We start from the raw sequence: 21,631 nt of genomic DNA on the forward strand, positions 1-21,631 counted from the left end.
GGACGACACGGCGTACGCGATCTCACGCGAACTCGACTCCTCACGATCGAACATCGAGGTAACGCTCCGCGACGGCGCCCCAAGATCTGTGCCAGAACCGGGAAGTGACACCGCTGCCGGGACGGGCGGGGCCTGATCCTCGGGAGGAGAGGGCCAGGCTCGCACCTCTGTGCGTTGTACCGATGGACACAGACATCTTCTCGCTCACGGTGCGGACGCCCCTTGACACCGGGAGTGCCCCATGAGCAAGGTCTTGATCATGAATGCTTCCGCTGATCACCCGTGCGCGTCCTCCGCGCTGGTGGAGCGGCGCCATGTCGATCTGTGCCGGGAGTCCAGCGCCATCTGTCGCTGATCCCGCAGATCTCTCCCGTCTTTCTGGCCTTTCCCAGGCTCCTCCTACTTCGTGCCACGCGCGCCTCCGTACCTATGCGCGTCCGCGCGCACTGACGGGTCGGCCCCTGCCCTCGCGCGCTCCACCTACGTTCTCGAGGAACAGTCATGTCCTATACATCGCGTATACCCGATACCTCCTCCTTGTCTTCCGGGGCCGTCCCGCCCGCCGACGTCCGGGGCATCTCCCGGCGGCTGTTCGGCGGGCTCGTCGGCGGTGGCGCCCTGACCGCTGTGGCCGGACCGGACGCGGCCGCGTCGGGCACGACGCACCCGTCCGCCGCGCCGGTTCAGTGGCTCTGCCCGCGGAAGCGTTCGGGCCAGATGCCGGACTTGCCGGGGGCGATCACGCCGCGCGGGTCGAGGGCGTCCTTGACGCGCTCGTGGAACTTCAGCAGGGCGCCGTCGCCCCAGTTGTAGGTGGACATGACGTCGTCCATCAGGGCGTTGTGCGTGCGGTACTCGCCGTAGCCCTCGGCGGCGGCCTCGCGGATCAGGAGCCTGATCAGGTCGAGGGTCTCCTGACGGGATTTGGGGTCGTGGGTGTCGTAGAGGAAGAGGCCGATGCGGTGCATCTCCCGCAGGCCGATGATGAACTGCGCCGCGTAGTCGGTGCCCCACTCGTCGGTGCGCCGGCGAACCATCCTGAACTGCTTGAGCGCGTCCTCGCCGTCGGGAGCGGAGACTGGGGAGAAGGCGGCGGCCGCTGTTGGGGATCCAGTCCAGCAGTTTGAGCTCGTCAAGGCCGGTGATGTCGTTGTTGATCTTGTGGCGGTCATGGAGGGCGTGTGCGCCGCGGTCGCCGGCTTCGGGGCGCTCCTCGTGAGTGTGGAACCTGGCGCCCGGGATCTGCCCGAAGGCGTCCTTGATCATCCCGTAGGAGGTGTCGATCACCGGCGGTGGGCCGTAGAGGGTGCCGTAGAAGTTCCAGTAGCCGAGGTCCAGCTCGCGCTTCATCCGCTCGATGGCCTCGGCGGGCAGCGGGCCGTCGCCGTCGTACCACTCGGTGCGGTGCGAGACGACGCCCGCGTCGAGGACGCACTCGGCTATGCGGATGCCGGGGTAGCGGACCTCGGTGTACGGCGACTGGGGTCGGCCAGCACCCTGCGGGCGAGACCCAGCGCGTTGGTGCCGACGGCGAGCTGGGCGGCCTCCAGGCCGCCGACGAGACCGCAGAGGCGGCTGTTGCCGTCGTCCGTCAGCAGGTAGCGGGGTTTGCCCTCGAGGGTCGGCCAGGGCAGCAGACGGGGCATGGTCACGCCCTTCGGACAGTCCATCAGGCAATTATGAGGAAGAAGGGCATCACGGAAGGTCGGGTGGCATCGGGGCGGGCGCTGTCCCTGACCCTGGCCTGCGCGGGCAGTGAGCGGACGACGGTGTGTGATCGGCGAGCTGCCGGCGCGGCAGACGGTTCTCCGTCATCGACTGGTGCAGGGCGCCGACGAGTGCTTCGACCTCGCTCCGCGGCTGGGTGATCTCTTCGGTGTCGGCGGCCCGCAGCTCATTGGGCTTGCGGACCTGCTGGCGCAGCCGGTTCTCGCTGTCCGGTGTCCGGCCGTGGACGCGGGCCTGGTCGTGGAAGGCGTTCTTCAGATCCGGATGGCGCCGGTGAGCGCCTGCGGGGCACCTGTGCCTCCGCCGCGAGCGCGACGTACCTACCAGCTCCACACGCGCCGGGTCGCGGGTCCGGCATTCCGTACAAGTGGTCCTGGCGGCCCAGCAGGGGCTGGACAGGACGGGACGAGCGCAGGCCCCTCGCTACGCGTCGCTGTCTCGCTGGGCACTCTTGGGCCGAGCCGCAGGACAGGAGGATAATGGCTTACATTCAACGATCCGCTGCCCGAGGTATGCGCGGGCAGCGGATCGCAGACAGTGGATCTCCGTGAGAGCGAGATGAGCGATCATGGGCCAACGCATCGCCGCTGACCGGGTGACGAGGCCGCTCGCAGAGGTGGACGGCGAGGCGCTCACGGCGCGCGTCACCGTCGATGAGCATGGCACCGTGACCGGCTGGAACACGGGGGCCGAGCAGTTGCTGGGATACTCGGCTGCTCAGACCGTGGGGCGATCAGCGGCCGATCTGCTGGCTGAGCCGATCCCGGCGCAGGACCTGCGATCCCTCGCGGAGCTGCCGAGATGGCATGGCAAGCTCTCCGTCCGGCACCGTGACGGCCGGTGGCTGGAGATCAGGGTCCTTGCGCACCACAGGACGCCGGAGACCGGTACCCGCGAGTGGTTCCTGGTCGCCGCCCTGACCGGGCAGCAGCTCCGGCCTTCCGACGACGACCTCGTGAGCTGGAGCTTCGCCCAGTTCCCGTCCTGTGCGCAGGCGCTGTACGACACCAGTCTCCTGGTGCGGCGGGTCAACGAGGGCACGGAACAGATCATGGGCCTCACCGAGGACGACGTGCGTGGATTGCACCTCGACGAGACCTGGGACAGCCCGGTCGCTGATCAGCTGGCACAGGGCCTGGTGCGGGTGCTGGAGACCGGCGAGCCGCAGTACCGGGAGCACTTTGTGCGCGCCCCCGGTGAGAGGCGCGAGCACGCCTGGTCGACCGTTCTGTCGCCGCTGCGGGACCGGGCGGGCGAGCTGCGCGGCGTCTGCCACACCGCGCGCGACATCACGGAGCAGTACTGGGCCCGCAAGCGGCTCCAGCTGATCGCCGAGGCCGGCCGCCGCATCGGCACCACCCTCGATGTGATGCGCACGGCGCAGGAGCTGGCGGACGTCGTGGTCCCGGAACTCGCCGACTTCGTCGGCGTCGACCTGCTGACCTCCCTGGACGACCTGCACGAGCCGCCCCCGGGTGGCGTGCCGACGGCCGGCCATCTCGTGCTGCGGCGCGTCGCCCACCAGTCCGTGACTCCGGGCATCCCGGAGGCGGTCCTGGGCCTGGACGATGTGGGCGAGTATCCGGAGGGCTCCGCACCGGTCGAGAGCCTGCGGTCGGGGCGGCCCGCGGTGCACCGCACGACCGACGCTGCGATTGCCGAGTGGATCGCCCGTGACCCGGCCCGCATGTCCCGCCTCTGCGGACTCGGCGCCCATTCGGTGATGACCGTGCCCCTGACGGCACGCGGAACCACACTGGGCGTCGCCGTCCTCGTCCGCTACCACCATCCCGAGGCCTTCCAGCAGGACGACCTGGTGCTGGCCGAGGAACTGGCGGCCAGGGCGGCCGTCTGCATCGACAACGCCCTCCGCTACACCCGGGAACGCGGCACGGCGGTGATGCTGCAGCGCAGCCTGCTGCCGCAGCTACTGCCCGAGCAGGCGGCGGTGGAGGTCGCTTCCCGCTACCTGCCGGCCGGCGGGCACGCCGGCGTGGGCGGTGACTGGTTCGACGTGATTCCGTTGTCCGGGGCGCGGGTGGCCCTGGTCGTCGGCGATGTCGTCGGTCACGGCATCCGCGCCTCCGCGACCATGGGCCGTCTGCGTACGGCCGTACGTACCCTCGCCGACATCGACCTGCCTCCCGACGAATTGCTCACCTACCTCGACGACCTGGTGGCCCGTCTGTCCACCGAGCAGGAGAGCGCCCAGCCGGCCGGCCGGTCCCCGGAGATCGGCGGCGACGTCGGTGCGACCTGCCTGTATGCCGTGTACGACCCGATCTCCCGGCGCTGCTCACTCGCCCGGGCCGGACATCCGCTGCCGGCCGTGGTGCGACCGGACGGCACCGTCGAACTCGTCGACCTCCCGGCCGGCCCCCCGCTGGGGCTGGGCGGCCTGCCCTTCGAGGCGGCCGAGATCGAGCTGCTGGAGGGCAGCCTGCTCGCCCTCTACACCGACGGCCTGATCGAGTCCCGGGACCGCGACTTCGACGACGGCCTCGACCAGCTCTGCCACCTGCTCACCCGCCCGGCGCCCTCCCTGGAGGCCCTGTGCGACACGGTGCTCGCCGATCTCCTGCCCCAGCGCCCGGCCGACGACGTCGCGTTGCTCCTCGCCCGCTCCCACGCACTCGACGCCTCCCAGGTCGCCACGTGGGAGATCCCGGCCGACCCTTCCGCCGTCGCCCGGGTCCGCAAGGACGCGGTGGCACAGGTCGAGGCCTGGGGGCTGGACGACGCCGCCTTCGTCACCGAACTGGTCGTCAGTGAACTTGTCACCAACGCCATCCGGTACGCGGAACCTCCGATCCAACTCCGCCTGATCCACGAAAGAAGCCTCATCTGCGAGGTCTCCGACGGCAGTAATACGGCCCCCCACCTCCGCCGCGCCCGCACCTACGACGAGGGCGGCCGGGGCCTGCTCCTTGTCGCCCAGCTGACCCAGCGCTGGGGCACCCGCCAGGGCACTCAGGGCAAGACCATCTGGGCGGAACAGACCTTCGAGCCGACCCCGCCCGGCCCCTTCTGACCCGCGCGGCCATTTCTTCCTCATCGCCGGACGCGAAGCAGTCGACGAGCGGACGCACCATCCCTCGATCCGCGATCGCGGCTGGGGGCCTCGAGCATGTCGGACAGAACGTCCTCGCGCCTGACGCACCGGTCCAGCCCATTGCGTCCTCGGACTGCCTGACCAGGTACGCGCTCGCGGCCGACCTGGGAGTCGAAGTCATGGGTGATCCGATGGGAGCGGGTGTGGTCGCCGACGACCACCGTGCGGCCGACGGCGACCACCCGGCCGCCCGCTCCAAGCCCCAGGGGAACGGCCAGGTCGTGGAGGGCGTCGTACGGCGTTCCCGACCAGACGCGCAGCACAGCGTGTGTGTCGAGGAGACTGAGCCCCTGCTCATGCTCCCTGTCCAGACGGACGATCAGGAGGTCCAGGCCCTCCAGGACCTCCTGCTCGCGCTCGCTGTAACCGCTCATGGGGGTGCCCTTCTCGTAGCGGCATGGGAGGCGCGGTCGACCTGGGCAGCCAGGGCTTCCCACGACGGCTCTGCGGCCACCATCTCGAGGCGTACGGCACAGCGCCACCTCCAGACGGAGAGGGCGCCTGCTGCCGACGACCGTTCGGACCTCCCAGCCAGGCGTGTCAACGGACGCGATCGCCCTTCGACGTGCGCTGCGTCCTGCGGTAGGTGGCGGGGTTGGTCCCGAAGCGGGACTTGAACGCCCGGGAGAAGTGGGAAGCATCCTTGAACCCGACGCGCAGCGCGATGCTGCTGATGCTCTGAGCGTCGTATCCGGCCCCCGACAGCATCGCGCGGGCGCGGTCGAGCCTGAGGGCGTAGAGCCATGCGCGCGGTGTGGTGTCGGCCTCGCGGAACAGCTCATGCAGATAACGCAGTGAAAAGCCCAGGTCCTGACTGACGGCCAGCAGCGTCAGGCCGGGGTCGTGGAGCCGGTCGGCGAGGTGGGCTTTGGCCCGGCGAAGATCACGTCGGTGAACGGCCGCACTCGCTTTCCCGGGAGATCGAGAAGGTTCCTCATGAAGGATGCGGTGGTCGCCTCGCCAAGGTCACGACCTTGTTCGGCCAGGGCGCGCAGGACGGGGCTGACGAAGGCGCCCGTGCCGCGCGCGGTCCGGAATGGTACCGCGGTGACGTGCTCGGCGACGGCGCTGCGGGAGGTGAGCATCGTGCGGGGTATCTGAAGGACCACCGAGCGGAACGGGCGATCGAAGCGGAACACGTAGGGATGGGCGCTGTCCACGAGAGCGAAGTCCCCGGGACCCATCTCGGCGGCTCGGTCGCCTTGCCGGAGCCTGGCCGACCCTTCGGTGAGCAGCGTCAGGAAGAAGTCCTCTCCTGCCGCCCTCCTGACGAGGTCAGGCGTACGAGCGGCCTCATGTGGATCCGCCCGCATGGTGCTGACCAGCAGCCCGCCCGTCACCTGGGCGACAGCGGATGCAGCGAAGCCGTGCTTACCTGGGACGGGAGCCGTGTCGGGCAGTGCGGCCGCACGCATGGCGACGAACGCCGTGCGGGTCACCTCGCTCCAGTAGTCCCACGGGTCATGGTCCAGGCCGAGCGTGGTGAAACGCCGCTCGGCGTCCGCACCGGCGTTGTCGCTGCGCTGTGGTGCCGAAAAAGGCGCGCTCCCAGTCATGTCATGGATTCCCAGGTTTCCTTAGCGTTACCGCACGGCTCAGAGGATGCCACGCATGGAGTGGCACGAAAAGGGCCGTTCAGAGAGGAGTGACCCATGATCACCAATATCTTCTCGGAGCAGCGGAACGGGCTTCGTTTCGATGTGTTCGCGGGTTCCGAAGCGGCTCTGTCGCCGAACTGCGTCCTCATCAGCGGCGAGCACGACGCGATCCTGATCGACGTGCAGTTCGTCATCGACGAGGCACGCGAACTCGCCGAGCGCGTCCGTGACAGCGGTAAGCAGCTCAAGGCGGCCTTCATCACGCACGCGCACCCGGACCACTACGGCGGCATGGGTGAGATCGCCTCCGCCTTCCCGGGCGCCCGGATCCTGGCCCGGCAGGGCGTCATCGACGGGATCCTGGAGTGGCCGGCCAAGCGACTGCACTGGCAGGAAGCCTACGGCGACCAGATCCCGGACGAGATGCCGGTGCCCGAGCCGCTGACTGGGGACAGCTATTCCCTGGAGGGGCACGCGGTGGTCTTCGTGGACCTCCCGGTGGCCGAGACGGTCCACGCGACCGCCTTCCACGTGCCTGACGCGCAAGCTGTGATCGCCGGGGACCTGCTCAACCACCACTCGCACTGCTACATGGCGGACACCAACAACCCCGCGTCATGGCTCACCGCCCTGGATCAGGTCCAGGCGCTGGGAGAACACCGGATCGTGGTCCCGGGCCATGGCGCGGTGGGCGGGGCAGAGGTGTTCGACGACACCCGCGCCTGGCTGGAGGACTACCGGGAGGTGGCCAAGCCGCGGGTACCCGTCGCCGACATCGCCCGCGAAATGAGCCGCCGACACCCCGACCGTGCCCTGCCCATGGTGCTCTGGCTCACCCGAGGCCCCTCGTTCGGGCTTGTCGGACCCAAGGAACTGGGCGTGCCGCCGGAGGTGTTCGGAGGCTGAGCCGGAAGTACCCGCCTTGGAAGGGCGAACTGCTGCGACCGGGTTCGACGCCCCCTTTCGAGCCGGCGCGGGCGGCCCGGTCAGGCTTTTGGCCCAAGGGGATGGAATCCGTTGCTCGTGACTCCAACGGGCCGGCGCCCAAAGGCAGCCCTCGCCGAACTCGTTCACGAAGTCAGGTGGCGTGGGCGGTTACCCAGGCGGCGACGCACGTTGGGAGGCGCGGAAGGCCAGGGGGGTGCGGCCGGTGTGGCGTTGGAAGAACTTGCCGAAGTGGGTGGCGCTGGTGAAGCCGAGGTGGGCCGCGATGGTGGAGGCGGGTTCGGTGCCGTGGGCGAGGAGTCGCTTGGCCTCCAGGGCGAGGCGCTGGTCGAGATAGTCCTTGGCGCTGAGGCCCGCCGCGGTCTGGGTGGCGCGGGTGAGGGTACGGGTGGAGTAGCCGAGCTCGCGGGCGTAGTCGTCGATGCGATGGGTGCGGGAGAAGCCTCGCTCGACAGCGTCGCGAAAGCGCAGGAAGGGCTCGGGGACGGGTTCTGCGGCCTGGCCGTGCTGCTCCAGGTGGGCCAGGCGCAGGAGTACGACGTCGAGCAGGCGGTGCAGCAGGGCGGTGTACACGGGCAGTGGCTGGCGGTCCGCCTGGGAGAACTCCGCGGCCAGTTGCTCGGCCGCAGCTGCCAGTACGGGGGCCTGCGAAGGATCGGGGCTGTACAAGGGCATCGCGGCGGCGCCGGTGCCGAGTCCGGCTAGTTCCGCGGTCTCGGGGGCGACGAAGTCCTCCTGGAAAAAGATCAGGATGGCCTCGGCCTGCTCAGGGTTCTGCCACTGGTGCACCTGGCCAGGCCGGATCCACAGCCAGGAACCGGGCGGCAGTACGTACCCGGTGAAGTCGACGCGGTGGCGCAAGGTGCCGGCGGTGACCAGCATCAGGCCGTGGAAGTCCTGCCGGTGCGGGGTGGCGATGTGCCAGGGCCAGTCACGGATGCGGTCGCGGAAGTCGGCCAGGGTCATGACCTCCACGCCCGCCGGGGTTCCGGCCGGCGGATGGAAAACCACCTTCGGCAGTCCCGTCTCCCGCCGATCGGGCTTCTGCCGTGCTTGTCGCCTGTGGACCATCACGAGACCGCAGCGTACCTCGCCGGACCTCCGGTTCCGCCCCAGTATGGAGTTGTTCCAGGGGCGGGGGCCCGTGGGGCGGAAAGCCGGCCGTGTCCGTTGCGGCCGATGGCCGGTGGCCGGTGGTCGTTGGTGAGCCGGCCATCGACGATCCGCCCCATCCCGCGTCCCCTCATCACCGCTCATCCGCACTTCGACAGGAGCACAGCCATGCACGGCACCCTCACGGTCATCGACAAGGGCCAGGTCCGCATCCACAGCTACGTCTCGCCCGAGGACGGCCTGGGCGTCACCACCCAGCTGATCGAGACGCCGTCGCGGATCATCGCCGTCGACGCGCAGTTCGTCCTGGCCTACGCCGACGAGGTCGTCGCCTACGCCCAGAGCCTGGGCAAGCCGCTCGACCGCCTCGTCGTCAGCCACGCGCATCCGGACCACTACCAGGGCGCGGCCCGCTTCGGCGTCCCCATGCACGCCCTGCCGGAGACCATCGCGGAGATCGTCGCCATGGGTGCCAAGACGGACCTGCCCACCGGCGCCGAGATCCCGCTCGCCGACATGACTCCGACCGTGGAGATCACCCCGGGCACCGAGGTCGTCGACGGCATCCCGCTCGTGTTCGAGAAGGTCACCGGCGGCGAGATCCACACCACTCTCGTGATCAAGCTGCCCGAGCAGGGTGTCCTGGTCGCTCAGGACGTCGTCTACAACCACACCCACCTGTGGTTCCTGGACAAGGACTTCGACGGCTGGCAGGCCAACATCGACCGCTTCGCGGCCGAGACCGAGTACGACACCATCCTGCCCGGCCACGGCGAGCCGACCACCCCCGCCGTCTGGGCCGAGCTCACCGACTACGTCAACGCCGGCCGGGAGCTGCTCGGTGACGACGGCGACGCCTACAAGAAGGCCATCACCGAGCGCTACCCCGCCTACCAGGGCGCAGCCCTCATCGACGTCGCCAACGCCTACATGTTCGGCCCCAAGAACTGAAGTCCGCTCCGACCTTCCAGCAAAGAGCCCAAGTCCCAAGAGAGGGAACATCGTGACTTCCCGCATGTCCAGCCGGCGCATGGCCACCCGTCGCACCTTCCTCGCCACGGTCGCCACGTCCGCCCTGCTGGGCGCCGCGACCGTACCCGCCTTCGCCTCGCCGCCCGTCAGCGCGGGTCACGCCATCGGGCACGTCGACGGCGGCGCACGGCTCGACTACCAGAAGGCCGTTGCCGTACGTGTCCTCAAGGAGGCGTTCGAGCGGGGTGACACCGCGGTCGTGGACAGGTTCGTGCGGGCCGACTACATCCAGCACAACCCCCTCGCGTCCGATGGCCCCGAGGCGTTGAAGAACTTCGCTGTCGGGTTGCATCAGCAGTTCCCCGACACCGAGTACGACGTCAAGCGGGTCATCTCCGAGCACGACCTCGTCGTGGTGCACTCCAACCTCGTACTGACGCCGGGAAGTCGAGGCTCGGCCGTATTCGACATTTTCCGGTTCCAGGACGGCAAGATCGCCGAGCATTGGGACGTGCTTCAGGACGTCCCCGGCAGCAGTGTCAACGGCAACGACATGTTCTCCACCATCAGTCGGCCGCAGACCGGGCAACCTGGTCCACGCGGGCTCACCGACTCCAACAAAAAGCTCGTCACCAAGGCGTTCGACCGGCTCATCGTCGACAAGGATCTGTCCGCGCTCGACACGTACTGGAGCGCCGGGTACCACCAGCACAATCCCGGCATCGCGGATGGTGCGGCCGGTGCGCGGGACGGGCTCGGGGCGTACTTCCGGGCGTTCCCGGAACTGGCCGTCTCCCGCAAGCGTGTTGTCGCCGAGGGGGATCTGGTCGCCGTCCACAGTCACTACGTGAACGCGCCAGGAGAGCGCGGGCAGGCCGTCGTGGATCTGTTCCGGGTACAGGGAGGGAAGATCGTCGAGCACTGGGACGTGCTTCAGGACGTGCCGGCCACCTCCGCCAACGACAACACGATGTTCTGAATCTTCTGAACCTGAGGGGCGTTCAACGAAAACAGGACGCCCCTTTGTGCGCCAGTAGGTTCCTCGCAGGGCGGGTGGGATCCCGCTTTCGCCACGCCGGTCACGGCCGCTATGACACACGGGTCACCGCAGGGGGCCGACGGCTGAAGCAGTCCGCCAAGTCGGTGATGTACGTCCGCAGTCGGCGGCCTGATGGGGAGCACCGGCGCCTGCCCGCCCCGTTGGCGGCGCCTCCCATCGGCGTGCTCCTGGCCTTCATGGACGAGTTCGGCTTCACCGCGTGTCCGAAGCTGCCCGCGCTCCAATCCGCGCCTTGGCCGCCCTGCGCAAGGACTTCGGCGTGCTGGTCAACCGCCGCATCCGCCCACGCGAAGCCCTCGAGAACACCTCTGGCCGGGGCAGCTTCGACCTGTTCCGCGTCGCCGACGGCAAGCTCGCCGAGCACTGGGACGGCCTCACCCCTCAGATCACCAAGACCGTCTCGGGCCGCTCGCAGGTCGACGGCCCGGCAGAGGCCAGCGATCTCGACAGGACAGAGGCCAACCGTGCCTTCGTCCTCGAGTTCGCCGAGAAGGTCCTCAAGGGTGGGGACTTCTCCGTGTTGACCGACTTCATCTCCACCGAGCAGTACGACCAGCACCACCCGGAGATCGCTGACGGGCTTGACGGGCTCGGCGCCGCCGTTGCGGCGTGGGCCGAGCAGGGCAAGAACGTCGTCTACGGGACAGTTCACCGGGTGATCGCCGAGGGCAACTTCGTGCTGGTGGTCGGCGAGGGCGAGTTCGATGGGCCGGTCGCCTACTGGGACCTGTTCCGTGTCGCCGATGGCAAGATCGTCGAGCACTGGGACATCGTCCCCGCCATCCCGGACACCCTGCCCCACGACAACGGCCTGTTCTGATCGCCGGACCCCGAGAAATGAGGCGGGCACACCCGCGTTCGCCGGAAAGACCATCGAGATCAGCGTCGACGACGGCGCAGCTTCGCAACGGCTGATCTGGAGGGCCCGGCTGTCAAGGGGGCATACGGATGCCGACTGGATGGGCGCCAGCCCTGGTCCAAGGTAATGGGCGACCTGCAGGCTGGTCGCCCCCGCTGTCCGGCCGTACGCAGTGGGCTGTCAGCGGGTTGCGCCGGCGGCCGCGGAGTGCGGTGGAAGGCGGAGGGTGCCGGCGTGCGCCGCACGGAGGACCTCGAGTGCTTCCTCACGCCACGCTCGTGCGGCGCGCAAGATTTTCGTGAATGCGGGCGAGGGGTGGATGTGACCGTGCTGGAGGGAGAACTGGGCGGGCACTCCTGCTTCGTTGAGCTTGTCGGCGTACGCCTGGCCGTCGTCGCGGAGCATGTCGAACTCCGCGGACATGATGTACGCCGGTGGCAGGCCGGCGAGGCTGTCGGCGAGCAGAGGTGAGGCGTAGGGGTGCGTGGGGTCGCCGTCTGCGCCGAGGTAGAGGGGGATGAGGCGGTCCACGTCCTGTCGGTGCAGCGCGTACTTCGTGCCGAGCTCCGGGTCGGAGTGTGAGGGGAGGCTGCCGGTGAGGTCGAGGGCGGGCACTTCGAGGAGTTGCAGTGCGATGGCGGGGCCGTGTTCGTCGCGCAGCTTCAGGGTGAGAGCGGCGGCGAGGTTGGCGCCGGCGGATCCTCCGCCGAGGGTGATCGTGTTCGTGTCGACACCGAGTTGCTCGGCATGCCGGATCGCCCATTCCAACGCGGCCTGGCAGTCCTGGAGCGGGACGGGGAACTGATGCTCGGGTGCCTTGCGGTAGTTCACGGTGATCACGACACACTGCGCGCCCACGGCGCGTTCACGCCCGATGATCGCGGTACTGAGGCTGAGGCCCGATCCGGCGACCCATCCGCCGCCGTGTATGTACATGTGCAGAGGGAGTGCTCCGTCCGAGGCGGGGCGGAAGATCGCCAGGTCGATGGTGCCTCCTTCGACGGGGATGGTCTCGACGCGGTGTTCAGCGACGTCGGGTCCGGGCTCGGCGATCTGACTGACGAGCGCTTCTCCATTCGCTTCTTCCTGGGCGCGCCAAGAGGGGAAGTCGATGTCCTCGGGCAACGAGGGAAAGGGCAGGAACGGCACGAGTGCGGGATCGATGGGCATGGAGACTCCTGTTCGGGGTGCGCGAGGAAGGTCACAGGCAAGAAAGCAGAGCAGCCGAGAGGATCCGCGTGTGTCGCCGTCACCGGCTTGGGCGGTTTGGAAGGCAGTGCAGGCGAGCGCCCTTGACAGCTCGCCCGAACCACCGGCTCATGGCAGGTGCAGGACGCTGCGGGCTTGGGTGGCCATCTCGGATTCTCCGAGTACGTTCGGATGTCCGACGGAGAGGGAATTGATCGTCACGACGGGTTCGACCCAGCGGACGCCGGGCGCTTCGCAGGCGTCGTGTCCGTTGGATGGGCCGCTCATGTCCACGTAGATGGCTCCTGCGGCACCAGCCGCCCGACGGACGGCGTCGTTCAGGGTGGCCTGGATCCCGCGGACGTAGGGGATGTCGCCGACGGCGACCGGAAGCGTGGGGTAGCAACCGCCGGCCGCAGGGGCGATCCAGGGGTAGCCGAGGATGGCGACGCGGGCGTGCGGTGCTTTGGCCTTCACGGCCTTGAGCGCCTGGACGATCGCCGGGTAGGTGGTGCTGTTGATCGTGTCGGCGAAGCTGGAACCGTACTGCTGCTCGCAGGGGTTGCCCTGTCCGAGGGTGGTGGCTGAAGCGACGGCGCAGTCGTTGATCACGTTCGCGAAGACGTTGCTGTCGTTGCCGCCGATCGTCATCGTCACCAGCTGTGTTGCCGAGGTCACGGCGTCGAGCTGGGGCGCGATCCCGATACCTTGCGAAGCCGTGAAGTTCGCGGTGGTCGCACCACTGCAGGTGACATCGGTCAGGCTGGCGCCGGTCGCACGCGTGATGTCGTTGGCGTAGTTGGCGGTGGAGCGGACGCACGTCGGCGGCGCGGTCGGATCCAGCGGCAGATTTCCTGCTCCGGAACTGTACGAATCGCCCATCGCGACGTACGCCAGTGGAGCAGTGTCCGCACGGGCAGGAACGGCGACACCGGCGACCGCGATGAGGCCGGTGACCGCAGCCAGGGCGGCTACACCACGACTGACGGTCGGTGCATTCGAAAAGGTTCTCGTCATCCTCGACACTCCAATGAACGATCAGCGCAAAACACGAAGACTCCCGGCAGGGGGTCACCGTGCGATGTCGGTGGTGATCTCGCTCTGCCACTCGGGGTAGCGATGGCAGGCGACCGTCCGGCCGTCGGCCGTCGTCCGGGCCTCCGGTCGGGTCTGCCGGCAGCGTTCCTGAGCGACCGGGCATCGGGCGGCGAACGGACAGCCGCTCCCCGGCTGCGGGGCGCCGTTCGCGAGTTCACCGGCCGTGGCGATCGCCCGGCGCTTGCGTTGGACGGCGGGGTCGGCGACCGGGGCGGCCAGCAGGAGTGCGCGGGTGTACGGGTGTGCGGGTTCCTGCGTGACCAGCCGGGTCGGTCCGGCCTCCATCACCTGCCCTCGGTACAGGACGGTGACGTCGTGGCAGATGTGCCGTACGACGGACATGTCGTGCGAGATGAACAGGTAGCCGACCCCGTGGCCGTCCTGGAGGTCGGCCAATAGGTTGAGGATCTGGGCCTTGACCGACAGGTCGAGCGCGCTGACCGACTCGTCGCAGATGACGAGTTGGGGGTCGGTCATCAGGGCTCGGGCGATGGAGATGCGCTGGCGTTGTCCTCCGGAGAAGTCGCGCGGGTACTTGGCGGCGGCGGCCGGGTCCAGTCCCACGTCCTCCAGCATCCTCTCCGTGCGGCGCGCGATGATCTCCCGGGAGCGGATGCCCTGGGCCAGCATCGGTTCCGCCAGGCTGCGGCCCACGCTGTAGGAGGGGTTGAGGGAGCTGTTCGGGTCCTGGAAGACGGCTTGCAGGGAGCTGCCGAGTTTCCTTCTCGCCGCGGGGCCGAGGTGAGTCGTGTCCTGGCCGAGCAGACGCACACTGCCGGACTGGGTGGGCACGAGGCCCAGTACCGCCTTGGCGAGCGTGGACTTGCCCGATCCGGACTCTCCGACGAGCCCCATGGTCGTACCGCGCGGGACGGTCAGGCTCACGTCGTCGAGTGCCTGGAACAGCGGTTCACGGCGTCGGCGTCTGAATCCCACACTGACGTTGCGGACATCCAGAACGGGAGACTGCTCCTCGGTCATAGCGGTCTCCTCGGTCATAGCGGTAGTGCTCCTTCACGGACGAGGTCCTCGGTGCGGATACAGCGGGCGGCCGCGTCCGGGCCGGCCGGCAGGAGGGGGACGGGCCCGTCGGTGCACTCCTCGCGCGCGTGGACGCACCGGCCGGCGAAGCGGCATCCGGTGGGCCAGGCCCCGGGGGGTGGCACCCGGCCGGGCAGCGTGGGCAGTCGTGCCCCTTCCCGCGCGGTGCTCGGGTCGGCGGCCAGCAGCGCCGCGGTGTAGGGGAAGCGCGGCGCGTGGAACAGACGCTGCGCAGGGGCCTGTTCGACGACCTCCCCGGCGTACATGACGACGGCCCGGTCGGCGATGTCCGCGACGACGCCCCAGTCATGGGTGATCAGCAGGATCGCCATGCCGGTGCTCTGCTGCAGCTCGCGCAGCAGAGCGAGGATCTCCGCCTGCACGGTGACGTCCAGCGCGGTCGTGGGTTCGTCGGCGATCACGAGTTTCGGGCGGCCGGCGAGCGCGAGGGCGATGTTGACGCGCTGCGCCATTCCGCCGGAGATCTCGTGCGGGTAGGAGGCGAGCACCCGGTCGACGTTGTGCAGTTTGACCTGGTGGAGCAGTTCGGCGGCTCGTGCGCGCGTCGCGGCTCCGGAGAGGCGTTCGTGGCGGCGGACGACCTCCTTGAGGTGGCTGCCGATCGTGTGGGTGGGGTCGAGGCTGCCGAGGGCGTCCTGGGCGATGTACGCGATGCCGGAGCCGCGGACGGCACGGTAGGCCTTGGGTCCGCCGGCCACGAGGTCCGTACCGCGATGGACGACCTCGCCGCCGGTGACGTCCACGCCGTCCGGCAGCAGCCCCAGCAGCGCGAGGGCGGTGATGCTCTTGCCGCAGCCGGATTCGCCGACGACGGCGACCGTCTCTCCGGTGCCGATGCTGAACGTCACGTCGCTGACCAGGGTGGTGTCCGGGCCGGAGGTGCTCGCCGTCACGGTGAGTCCCCGCACGTGCAGCAGGCCGTCATCCGGATTGGCCGGCGGTGTCGCCACCACCGCCCGCTGTGCCGCGTTCGTCCTGCGGCCGTGTCCCGCCCGACGTCCGCGCGGTGCGGCGGTCCTGCGTTCGAACGCGGTCTGTTCGCTGATGGCGTCGCCGAGCACACCGAACGCCAGCACGGTGAGGGCGATCGTCACTCCGGGGGGAACAAGCAGCCACCCGTCGGAGGTGACGACGGTGGAGGCCTGGCTGATCATTTCCCCCCAGCTCGGCCGGTCGCCCGCGGACATGACGCCGAGGAAGGCGAGCGCGGCCTGGAAACCGAGGCCGACGCCCGCGAACACCGACGCCTGGGCCAGCACCGGGCCGAGCACCCGGCGCAGCACATGGCCGCTCATGATCCGCAGGGGGTGTACACCGGCGACCCGGGCCGCGGTGACGAACAGTTCCTCGCGGACCACGAGCGTGGCGCCCCGCACCAGCCGGACCAGGCCCGGTGAGCCGAGGACGCCCAGGGTGATCATGGCCGCCGTGGGGCTGGAGGAGAAGACACCGAGCACCACCAGGACGATGATGATCGCGGGAACGCCCAGGACCAGTTCGGCCGTCCGGCTGATCACGGTGTCGAGCCATCCGCCCCGGTAGCCGGCGAGAATGCCCAGCGGCACCCCCAGCAGCAGGAACACCGCCAGCGCGGTGAGCGTGTTCACGAGCGCCGGGTTGATTCCGTACAGAAGGCGACTGAGCACGTCGCGGCCCACCGTGTCCGCGCCCAGCCAGTGCGCACCCGACGGGCCGCTGAGTACGGTGCTCAGGTCCTGCTCATCGGGTGAGTAGGGCGCGATGGCGGGGGCGAACAGTCCGGCCAGTACCAGCAGAGCCAGGTAGGCCGTAGCCACAGCGCCCAGTGGGTGCCGACCGAGGAGGCGGCGCAGCCGATGGGGTTCGGGAGCCGACTTCACCGGCTGCGAGGAGGCCTGGGAGACCTCTCTGTTCATGGCATTCAGCGTCATGACATGCGCACCCTCGGGTTGACGACGTGGTAGGCCACATCGACCAGGAGGTTCACCGCGATGACGATCATCGTGAAGTACACGACGACTCCTTCGATCAGTGGCAGGTCATGGGAGGCGGTCGCCTGGACGGCGGTGCTTCCCAGCCCGGGGATGGCGAAGATGAACTCCACGGCGACGGCCCCGCCGAGTGCGCCGACGAACACCGTGCCGATCACGGTGAGCACCGGGACGGCGGCGTTCTTCAGTGCGTGCCGGTAGACCACGGACCGTTCCGGCACCCCGGCCGCCCGCAGAGTGCGGACGAAGGGCTGGTCGAGCGCGGTCGCCACGGCGTCGCGGCTCTGCTTGGCGATCACGGCGGTGGCCGGGACCGCCAGGGTGACGACCGGCAGGACCAGGGAGTCGAACCACGCCGCCGGGTCCTCTGGCAGTGCCACATAGCCCGTGGGCGGGAAGAAGGGCAGCTTCACCGCGAGGAGGACGACCAGCACGAGCCCCAGCCAGAAGTCGGGAATGGCCAGGCCGATGATCGATCCCGACTTGACCGCCTGGCCCAGTACGCCTCGCTGGGCGCCGCGGACTCCGAGCAGGATCCCGACGGCGGCGGCGAGGAGGGTGGCGCCGATGATCAGCGACAGCGACGGCCCCAGCCGGTCGTCGAGTTGGGCGGCAACCGGCTGCCGGTTGATCAGCGAGGTGCCGAAGTCACCGTGTAGCGCCTTGGACAGCCACCGCCAGTACTGGACCCACAGGGGCTGGTCCAGGCCCAGTTCATGGCGTGCGGTGTCGAGTTGGGCCTCGGTGGCGTTCTGCCCCAGCAGGGAGCGGGCGGCATCGCCCGGAAGGAGCGCCACGAGGACGAAGGAGACCGCCGAGGCCACGAGTGCGAGCGGGACGGCCCAGGCCAGCCGGCGCAGGACGAGCCTCAGCATCGGTCACCTCTCTTCCCGTTGCTCACGGGCGTGCTCATCGGCTCAGCTCTCCCGGCGCAGATCGGCGAACGTGGGAACCCCGGCGTTGGCCGTCGTGGCATCCAGACCGGTGAGACCCTTGGCGAGGTAGTAGCTCAGCGGTGAGCCGACGACGGGAAGCGCCCATGCCTGCTTCGTGAGGTAGGCGTTGATCTGCTTCTGCAGCGCGGCGCTGTCCTTCTCGTCCGCCGCGAAGTACTGCTTGTACAGCGCGTCGAGGTGCGGGTCGGACACGTGGAAGGGGTTGAACGGCCCCTTCGGATTGACGAAGCCGACGTGCAGCGTGGCCATGTTGGCCAGGCCGTACCCGATCACGGGGGCTGGATACTTACCGGAGGTCATCGCGACGAAGTAGTCGCCCACGCTCGGCTTCGTGGTGATCTGGAGCTTGACGCCGACCTTCGAGAGCTGGCCGGACACGGCCTGCGTCATCTTGTCGAGCCCGACGAGAGTGGTGTCGAGCACGGGGAGCGTGAACCCATCCGGGTATCCGGCCGCGGCGAGGAGGCTCTTGGCCCGCGCCGGGTCGTAGGGGTAGGTGGCGTCGAGAGAGGCCTCGTACCCGGCCTGTCCTGGGAGGGCGTACTGGCTGAGTGCCAGCTTCTCGTCGCCGTACAGCGCCTTGGCGATGGCCTTGCGGTCGACGGCGTAGTTCAGGGCCTGCCGCACCCGTACGTCGCCCAGCGGCTTGCTGACCTTGCCCTGCCGGTCCGCGAGGTTGAGCCCGGTCATCGCCTGCGGCGGGGCCAGCACGGTGAGTCCGGCGCCCGATGCCGCCTGGAGCGTGGTGGCGTCGCCCATCGCGGCCTGGACCTGACCGGCCCGCATCGCCTGGATCATCGACGACGAGTTGGGGATGACGCGGATCGTCACCTGCTTGAAGTGCTGGCGGCCCTTGTTCCAGTAGTTCGGATTGGGGACGAAGGTGTAGTGGTCGGAGGCGACCGTCCGGGTCGCGTCCAGCATGTACGGACCCGCTCCGGCCGTGCCGTTGTCCAGCGACGCGGGCTTGCCCACCGCCTTCGGGCTGACGATGTTCCCCGCGCCGAACGCCTGGGCGAAGGCGAACGTCAGGTTGGGGTCGGACGCGCGCAGTGTCAGCCGCACGGTCAGGGGCCCGGTGGCCTCGATGGACTCCACGTTGCCCAGCATGCCTGCCACACTGCCGGTCTTCTGGGCTCTCTCGTAGTCCAGGTACGTCTTCACCGCCTGGGCGTCCAGCACCGTGCCGTCGCTGAACTTGACGTCCTTGCGCAGGGTCAGCTCGTAGGCGCGGTTGCCCTTCCCCACGTAGCCCCACTTGACCGCGAGGCCGGGGCCGAACGTGCCGTCGCCCTTCATGACCACCAGCGAGTCGTACGCCCACTGGTAGAAGGAGCCGTAGGCGGGGTCACCGACCGCCGGGTTCAGGCTCGGCGGCGACAGCGGAGAGCCGAAGGTGAGCTCGGCGCCCACCTTTCCGGCACCGGCCTTGGAAGCCGCGCCTCCCGAACAGGCGGTGAGGACCAGGGCGGTGGCGGCGACTACGGCTATCGCCGCGCCGCTGCGCGGTCGGGGTGCCTGGAATCTGCGGTGGGACAGGCGAATGGACACGTTCATCTCCAGCGACTCTGAGGGAGTTTATCGATTTAGCAGGTGAGAACCAGGCGACGAGGTGTGCCGGCTCGTATGACTGGTGACGTGAAGAGGTTCGGTAAGGCCCGCCTGATGGTGCAGGGAGGCCCGTTCGCGGCTCCACGAACGTCGGGTATCCCGCGGTGACGGGATCTCGGTGTACCTTGCTCAAAGGTTTTAGCAGGATGCGCCCGACCGGGCGCCTCGTCAAGACCCCGTTCTATGCTTCCCCGAGCCCGAGCACCGGACGACGCGAGCCACAGATGGAGGAGCCCATGCCCCAGCGGCGGGTGACACTGGCCGACGTGGCCCGGCGTGCGGGACTGTCCACGACCGCGGCCTCGCTGGTGTTGAACAAGCGGCCCGGGACCCGGCTGTCCGAGGACGCGCAGCAACGCGTCCTCGCCGCCGCCGAGGAACTGGGCTACCGTCCCAACGCCGCGGCACGTAGCCTCCGTACCCGCAAGAGCGCCACGATCGCCTTCGTGTCGGACACGGTCGCCACCACGCGTTTCGCCGGGGACATGATCCGGGGCGCTCTCGACGCGGCACGGGAACAGGGCCATGTGCTGCTCATCGCCGAGACCCAGGGCAACGCCGATCTGGAGCGTGAGGCGATCGAGGCGATGCTGGACCGCCAGGTCGACGGCATCGTCTACGCGGCCATGTACAGCCGTCGGCTCGCGGTCCCGCAGGAGATCCTGGGCCGGCCCACGGTCCTGCTCAACGCCACCTCGGACGATCCGGTGCCCTCCGTACTGCCGGCCGACGAGCAGGCGGGGCAGGTCGTGGCGACCGCGCTCCTCGACCACGGGCACCGCAGAGTCGCCGTGATCGGGCGCACGGAGGAAAAGGAGCGCGACCCGTGGAAGTCCCTCGCCGTCGGCCCACGGCTGCGGGGCATACGGCGGGCGCTGGCCGACCGTCGCCTCAGGCTCGTCGGTGTCGAGTCCACCGCCGAATGGGAACCCTCGCACGGGTATGAGGCCATGACCGCGCTGCTGGGGCGGGCCAACCCGCCCACGGGGGTCATCTGCATGAACGACCGCCTCGCCCTCGGCGCCTACCAGGCCGTGGCCGAGGCGGGGTTGAGCATCCCGGGCGACGTGTCGGTCGTCTCCTTCGACGACGATCCCATCGCCACCTGGCTCCGCCCCGGGCTCACCACCGCCGCCCTGCCCCACGAGGACATGGGGCGACTGGCCGTCCGGTTGCTGCTCGACGAGGATCCCGGTCCGGGGGTGCGCTGGGTGCCGATGCCCCTGCGGGAGCGCGGTTCCATCGGCGCCCCCGCGCACTGACCGACATAGCCGGTCCGAAACAGTGCGACGAACTGACCCTTGCGCGGGAGCCGTACAGCAGCCCATGATGCTAAATCGATTGAGCAAGTCGATCGAGCAAAGGAGACCGAAGCATGCTGCGTCTTACCGACCACTGGGTCTGGGACAGCTGGTACGCGCGGGACGACGAAGGCCGCCACCACGCCTTCTTCCTCCGCGCCTCCCGCGCCCTGCAGGATCCCGAGCGCCGTCACCGACGGGCGTCGATCGGGCACGCCGTCTCCACCGAATTGCGCACCTGGGAACTCGACGTCGACGCCCTCGTGGCCGCCGACGCACCGGCCTGGGACGACCTCGCCACCTGGACCGGCAGCGTGGTGCGCGGTCCGGACCGGCGGTGGTATCTCTTCTACACCGGCCTCACCCAGGCCCCGGACCGTCATGTGCAGCGCATAGGCCTGGCCGTGTCGGACGACCTGCGCGTCTGGCGACGACACGGCGACAAACCGCTCGTGGAGCCCGATCCGACCTGGTACGAGGACTGCGACGCCACCTCATGGGCGGGCGAGGCGTGGCGCGATCCCTTCGTCTTCCCCGACCCGTCCGGCGACGGCTGGCACATGCTCGTCACCGCCTACGCCAAGCAGCGCCCCGCCCACGGCGGTGGAGTGATCGGGCACGCCTGGTCACCCGACCTGCTCACCTGGCAGGTACGGCCCCCGCTGACCGAACCGGCCGGATTCGGTCACCTGGAAGTCCCGCAGGCGGCTGTCGTCGACGGCCAACCGCTTCTGCTGTTCTGCAGCAACTACGCCGAACAGCCCCTGACCCATCAGATCTGGGTGGTGCCCGGCCCGTCCCTCACCGGTCCATGGGACATGGCACAGGCGCGGCCCGTTCTGGTGGACAACCTCTACGCACCACGCCTGGTGCAGGACGCCACCGGGAGCTGGAACCTCATGGGCTTCGTCGAAGAGCGCGACGGGCTGTTCGCGGGTGAGCTGTCCGACCCGATCCCTGTCCGCTACACACCCGAGGACGGCCTCGGTGTCGTCGGACGAGTGGTGAGTCCCGAGTCCTGAGCCTCTTGCTAAATCCATTCACCCCTGTGCATCCTG

Annotated in this window: 21 protein-coding genes; 8 read left to right on the forward strand and 13 right to left on the reverse strand. The window is 69.2% G+C overall.

All coding sequences use genetic code 11. From position 1 onward, the window contains the following. Positions 1–241: 241 nt before the first annotated feature. On the forward strand, positions 242–355 hold the full coding sequence (locus tag PV396_RS04680; RefSeq protein ID WP_319200681.1) for a putative leader peptide: 114 nt from the start codon (positions 242–244) through the stop codon (positions 353–355). Between the two features lie 328 nt (positions 356–683). Here PV396_RS04680 and PV396_RS04685 read toward each other — a convergent pair whose 3' ends face one another. The 3 genes from PV396_RS04685 to PV396_RS04695 all read right to left on the reverse strand — a co-directional run bounded on the left by PV396_RS04685 (position 684) and on the right by PV396_RS04695 (position 2,061). Beyond that, positions 684–1,037 (reverse strand): hypothetical protein, encoded by a 354-nt coding sequence (locus PV396_RS04685; RefSeq protein WP_416071336.1) that lies wholly within the window; start codon positions 1,035–1,037, stop codon positions 684–686. A 402-nt stretch (positions 1,038–1,439) separates the two neighbouring features. After that, positions 1,440–1,670: a hypothetical protein gene (locus PV396_RS04690; RefSeq protein ID WP_319200685.1), complete on the reverse strand. Its 231-nt coding sequence runs from the start codon at positions 1,668–1,670 to the stop codon at positions 1,440–1,442. A gap of 25 nt (positions 1,671–1,695) precedes the next feature. Beyond that, positions 1,696–2,061 carry a hypothetical protein gene (locus tag PV396_RS04695; RefSeq protein WP_319200687.1) on the reverse strand — a complete coding sequence of 122 codons (366 nt, stop codon included), beginning with the start codon at positions 2,059–2,061 and terminating at the stop codon, positions 1,696–1,698. 235 nt (positions 2,062–2,296) lie between these two features. On the opposite strand from PV396_RS04695, the gene PV396_RS04700 reads away from it, so the two are divergent. Further along, positions 2,297–4,759 carry a SpoIIE family protein phosphatase gene (locus PV396_RS04700; protein ID WP_319200689.1) on the forward strand — a complete coding sequence of 821 codons (2,463 nt, stop codon included), beginning with the start codon at positions 2,297–2,299 and terminating at the stop codon, positions 4,757–4,759. A 20-nt stretch (positions 4,760–4,779) separates the two neighbouring features. Here PV396_RS04700 and PV396_RS04705 read toward each other — a convergent pair whose 3' ends face one another. The 3 genes from PV396_RS04705 to PV396_RS04710 all read right to left on the reverse strand — a co-directional run bounded on the left by PV396_RS04705 (position 4,780) and on the right by PV396_RS04710 (position 6,396). Then, positions 4,780–5,214, reverse strand: a complete 435-nt coding sequence (locus PV396_RS04705; RefSeq protein WP_319200691.1) for a hypothetical protein — start codon at positions 5,212–5,214, stop codon at positions 4,780–4,782. Positions 5,215–5,380: 166 nt separating this feature from the next. Beyond that, entirely contained in the window at positions 5,381–5,785 is a 405-nt protein-coding gene (locus tag PV396_RS45000; protein WP_416071360.1) for a helix-turn-helix domain-containing protein, read from the reverse strand. Continuing rightward, positions 5,671–6,396 (reverse strand): hypothetical protein, encoded by a 726-nt coding sequence (locus tag PV396_RS04710; protein ID WP_319200693.1) that lies wholly within the window; start codon positions 6,394–6,396, stop codon positions 5,671–5,673. Before PV396_RS04710 ends, PV396_RS45000 begins: the two co-directional genes overlap by 115 nt. A gap of 96 nt (positions 6,397–6,492) precedes the next feature. Between PV396_RS04710 and PV396_RS04715 the strand changes: the two genes are divergently transcribed. After that, positions 6,493–7,344, forward strand: coding sequence for an MBL fold metallo-hydrolase (locus PV396_RS04715; protein ID WP_319200695.1), 852 nt, complete (start codon positions 6,493–6,495; stop codon positions 7,342–7,344). A 189-nt stretch (positions 7,345–7,533) separates the two neighbouring features. Here the strand turns inward: PV396_RS04715 and PV396_RS04720 are convergent, their stop codons facing one another. Continuing rightward, a complete protein-coding gene (locus PV396_RS04720) occupies positions 7,534–8,349 on the reverse strand; it encodes an AraC family transcriptional regulator (protein WP_319202220.1) in 816 nt (271 codons plus the stop codon). 315 nt (positions 8,350–8,664) lie between these two features. Here PV396_RS04720 and PV396_RS04725 point away from each other — a divergent pair, with 315 nt between their 5' ends. From PV396_RS04725 to PV396_RS04735, 3 genes are all read left to right on the forward strand, one after another. After that, on the forward strand, positions 8,665–9,447 hold the full coding sequence (locus PV396_RS04725) for an MBL fold metallo-hydrolase (protein WP_319200697.1): 783 nt from the start codon (positions 8,665–8,667) through the stop codon (positions 9,445–9,447). Between the two features lie 64 nt (positions 9,448–9,511). After that, positions 9,512–10,447 carry an ester cyclase gene (locus PV396_RS04730; RefSeq protein ID WP_319200699.1) on the forward strand — a complete coding sequence of 312 codons (936 nt, stop codon included), beginning with the start codon at positions 9,512–9,514 and terminating at the stop codon, positions 10,445–10,447. A gap of 280 nt (positions 10,448–10,727) precedes the next feature. After that, on the forward strand, positions 10,728–11,348 hold the full coding sequence (locus PV396_RS04735; protein WP_319200701.1) for a nuclear transport factor 2 family protein: 621 nt from the start codon (positions 10,728–10,730) through the stop codon (positions 11,346–11,348). Between the two features lie 219 nt (positions 11,349–11,567). On the opposite strand, the gene PV396_RS04740 is transcribed toward PV396_RS04735, so the two are convergent. From PV396_RS04740 to PV396_RS04765, 6 genes are all read right to left on the reverse strand, one after another. Then, a complete protein-coding gene (locus PV396_RS04740) occupies positions 11,568–12,557 on the reverse strand; it encodes an alpha/beta hydrolase (protein WP_319200703.1) in 990 nt (329 codons plus the stop codon). A gap of 147 nt (positions 12,558–12,704) precedes the next feature. Beyond that, entirely contained in the window at positions 12,705–13,592 is an 888-nt protein-coding gene (locus tag PV396_RS04745; protein WP_319202222.1) for an SGNH/GDSL hydrolase family protein, read from the reverse strand. A gap of 54 nt (positions 13,593–13,646) precedes the next feature. After that, entirely contained in the window at positions 13,647–14,672 is a 1,026-nt protein-coding gene (locus PV396_RS04750; protein ID WP_319200705.1) for an ABC transporter ATP-binding protein, read from the reverse strand. Next, the gene (locus PV396_RS04755; protein ID WP_319200707.1) at positions 14,669–16,630 is read right to left on the reverse strand and encodes a dipeptide/oligopeptide/nickel ABC transporter permease/ATP-binding protein; all 1,962 of its coding nucleotides are present in this window, start codon (positions 16,628–16,630) and stop codon (positions 14,669–14,671) included. Before PV396_RS04755 ends, PV396_RS04750 begins: the two co-directional genes overlap by 4 nt. Before the next feature lie 11 nt (positions 16,631–16,641). Beyond that, entirely contained in the window at positions 16,642–17,580 is a 939-nt protein-coding gene (locus PV396_RS04760; RefSeq protein WP_319200709.1) for an ABC transporter permease, read from the reverse strand. A gap of 42 nt (positions 17,581–17,622) precedes the next feature. Beyond that, the gene (locus tag PV396_RS04765; RefSeq protein ID WP_319200711.1) at positions 17,623–19,212 is read right to left on the reverse strand and encodes an ABC transporter substrate-binding protein; all 1,590 of its coding nucleotides are present in this window, start codon (positions 19,210–19,212) and stop codon (positions 17,623–17,625) included. A 296-nt stretch (positions 19,213–19,508) separates the two neighbouring features. On the opposite strand from PV396_RS04765, the gene PV396_RS04770 reads away from it, so the two are divergent. Together PV396_RS04770 and PV396_RS04775 are read left to right on the forward strand one after the other, a co-directional pair. Then, a complete protein-coding gene (locus PV396_RS04770; RefSeq protein ID WP_319200713.1) occupies positions 19,509–20,534 on the forward strand; it encodes a LacI family DNA-binding transcriptional regulator in 1,026 nt (341 codons plus the stop codon). Between the two features lie 113 nt (positions 20,535–20,647). Continuing rightward, positions 20,648–21,595: a glycosyl hydrolase family 32 gene (locus tag PV396_RS04775; RefSeq protein ID WP_319200715.1), complete on the forward strand. Its 948-nt coding sequence runs from the start codon at positions 20,648–20,650 to the stop codon at positions 21,593–21,595. Positions 21,596–21,631 lie beyond the last annotated feature (36 nt).

The organism is Streptomyces sp. ME02-8801-2C (assembly GCF_033793965.1).
In the GTDB taxonomy this organism is placed as follows: domain Bacteria; phylum Actinomycetota; class Actinomycetes; order Streptomycetales; family Streptomycetaceae; genus Streptomyces.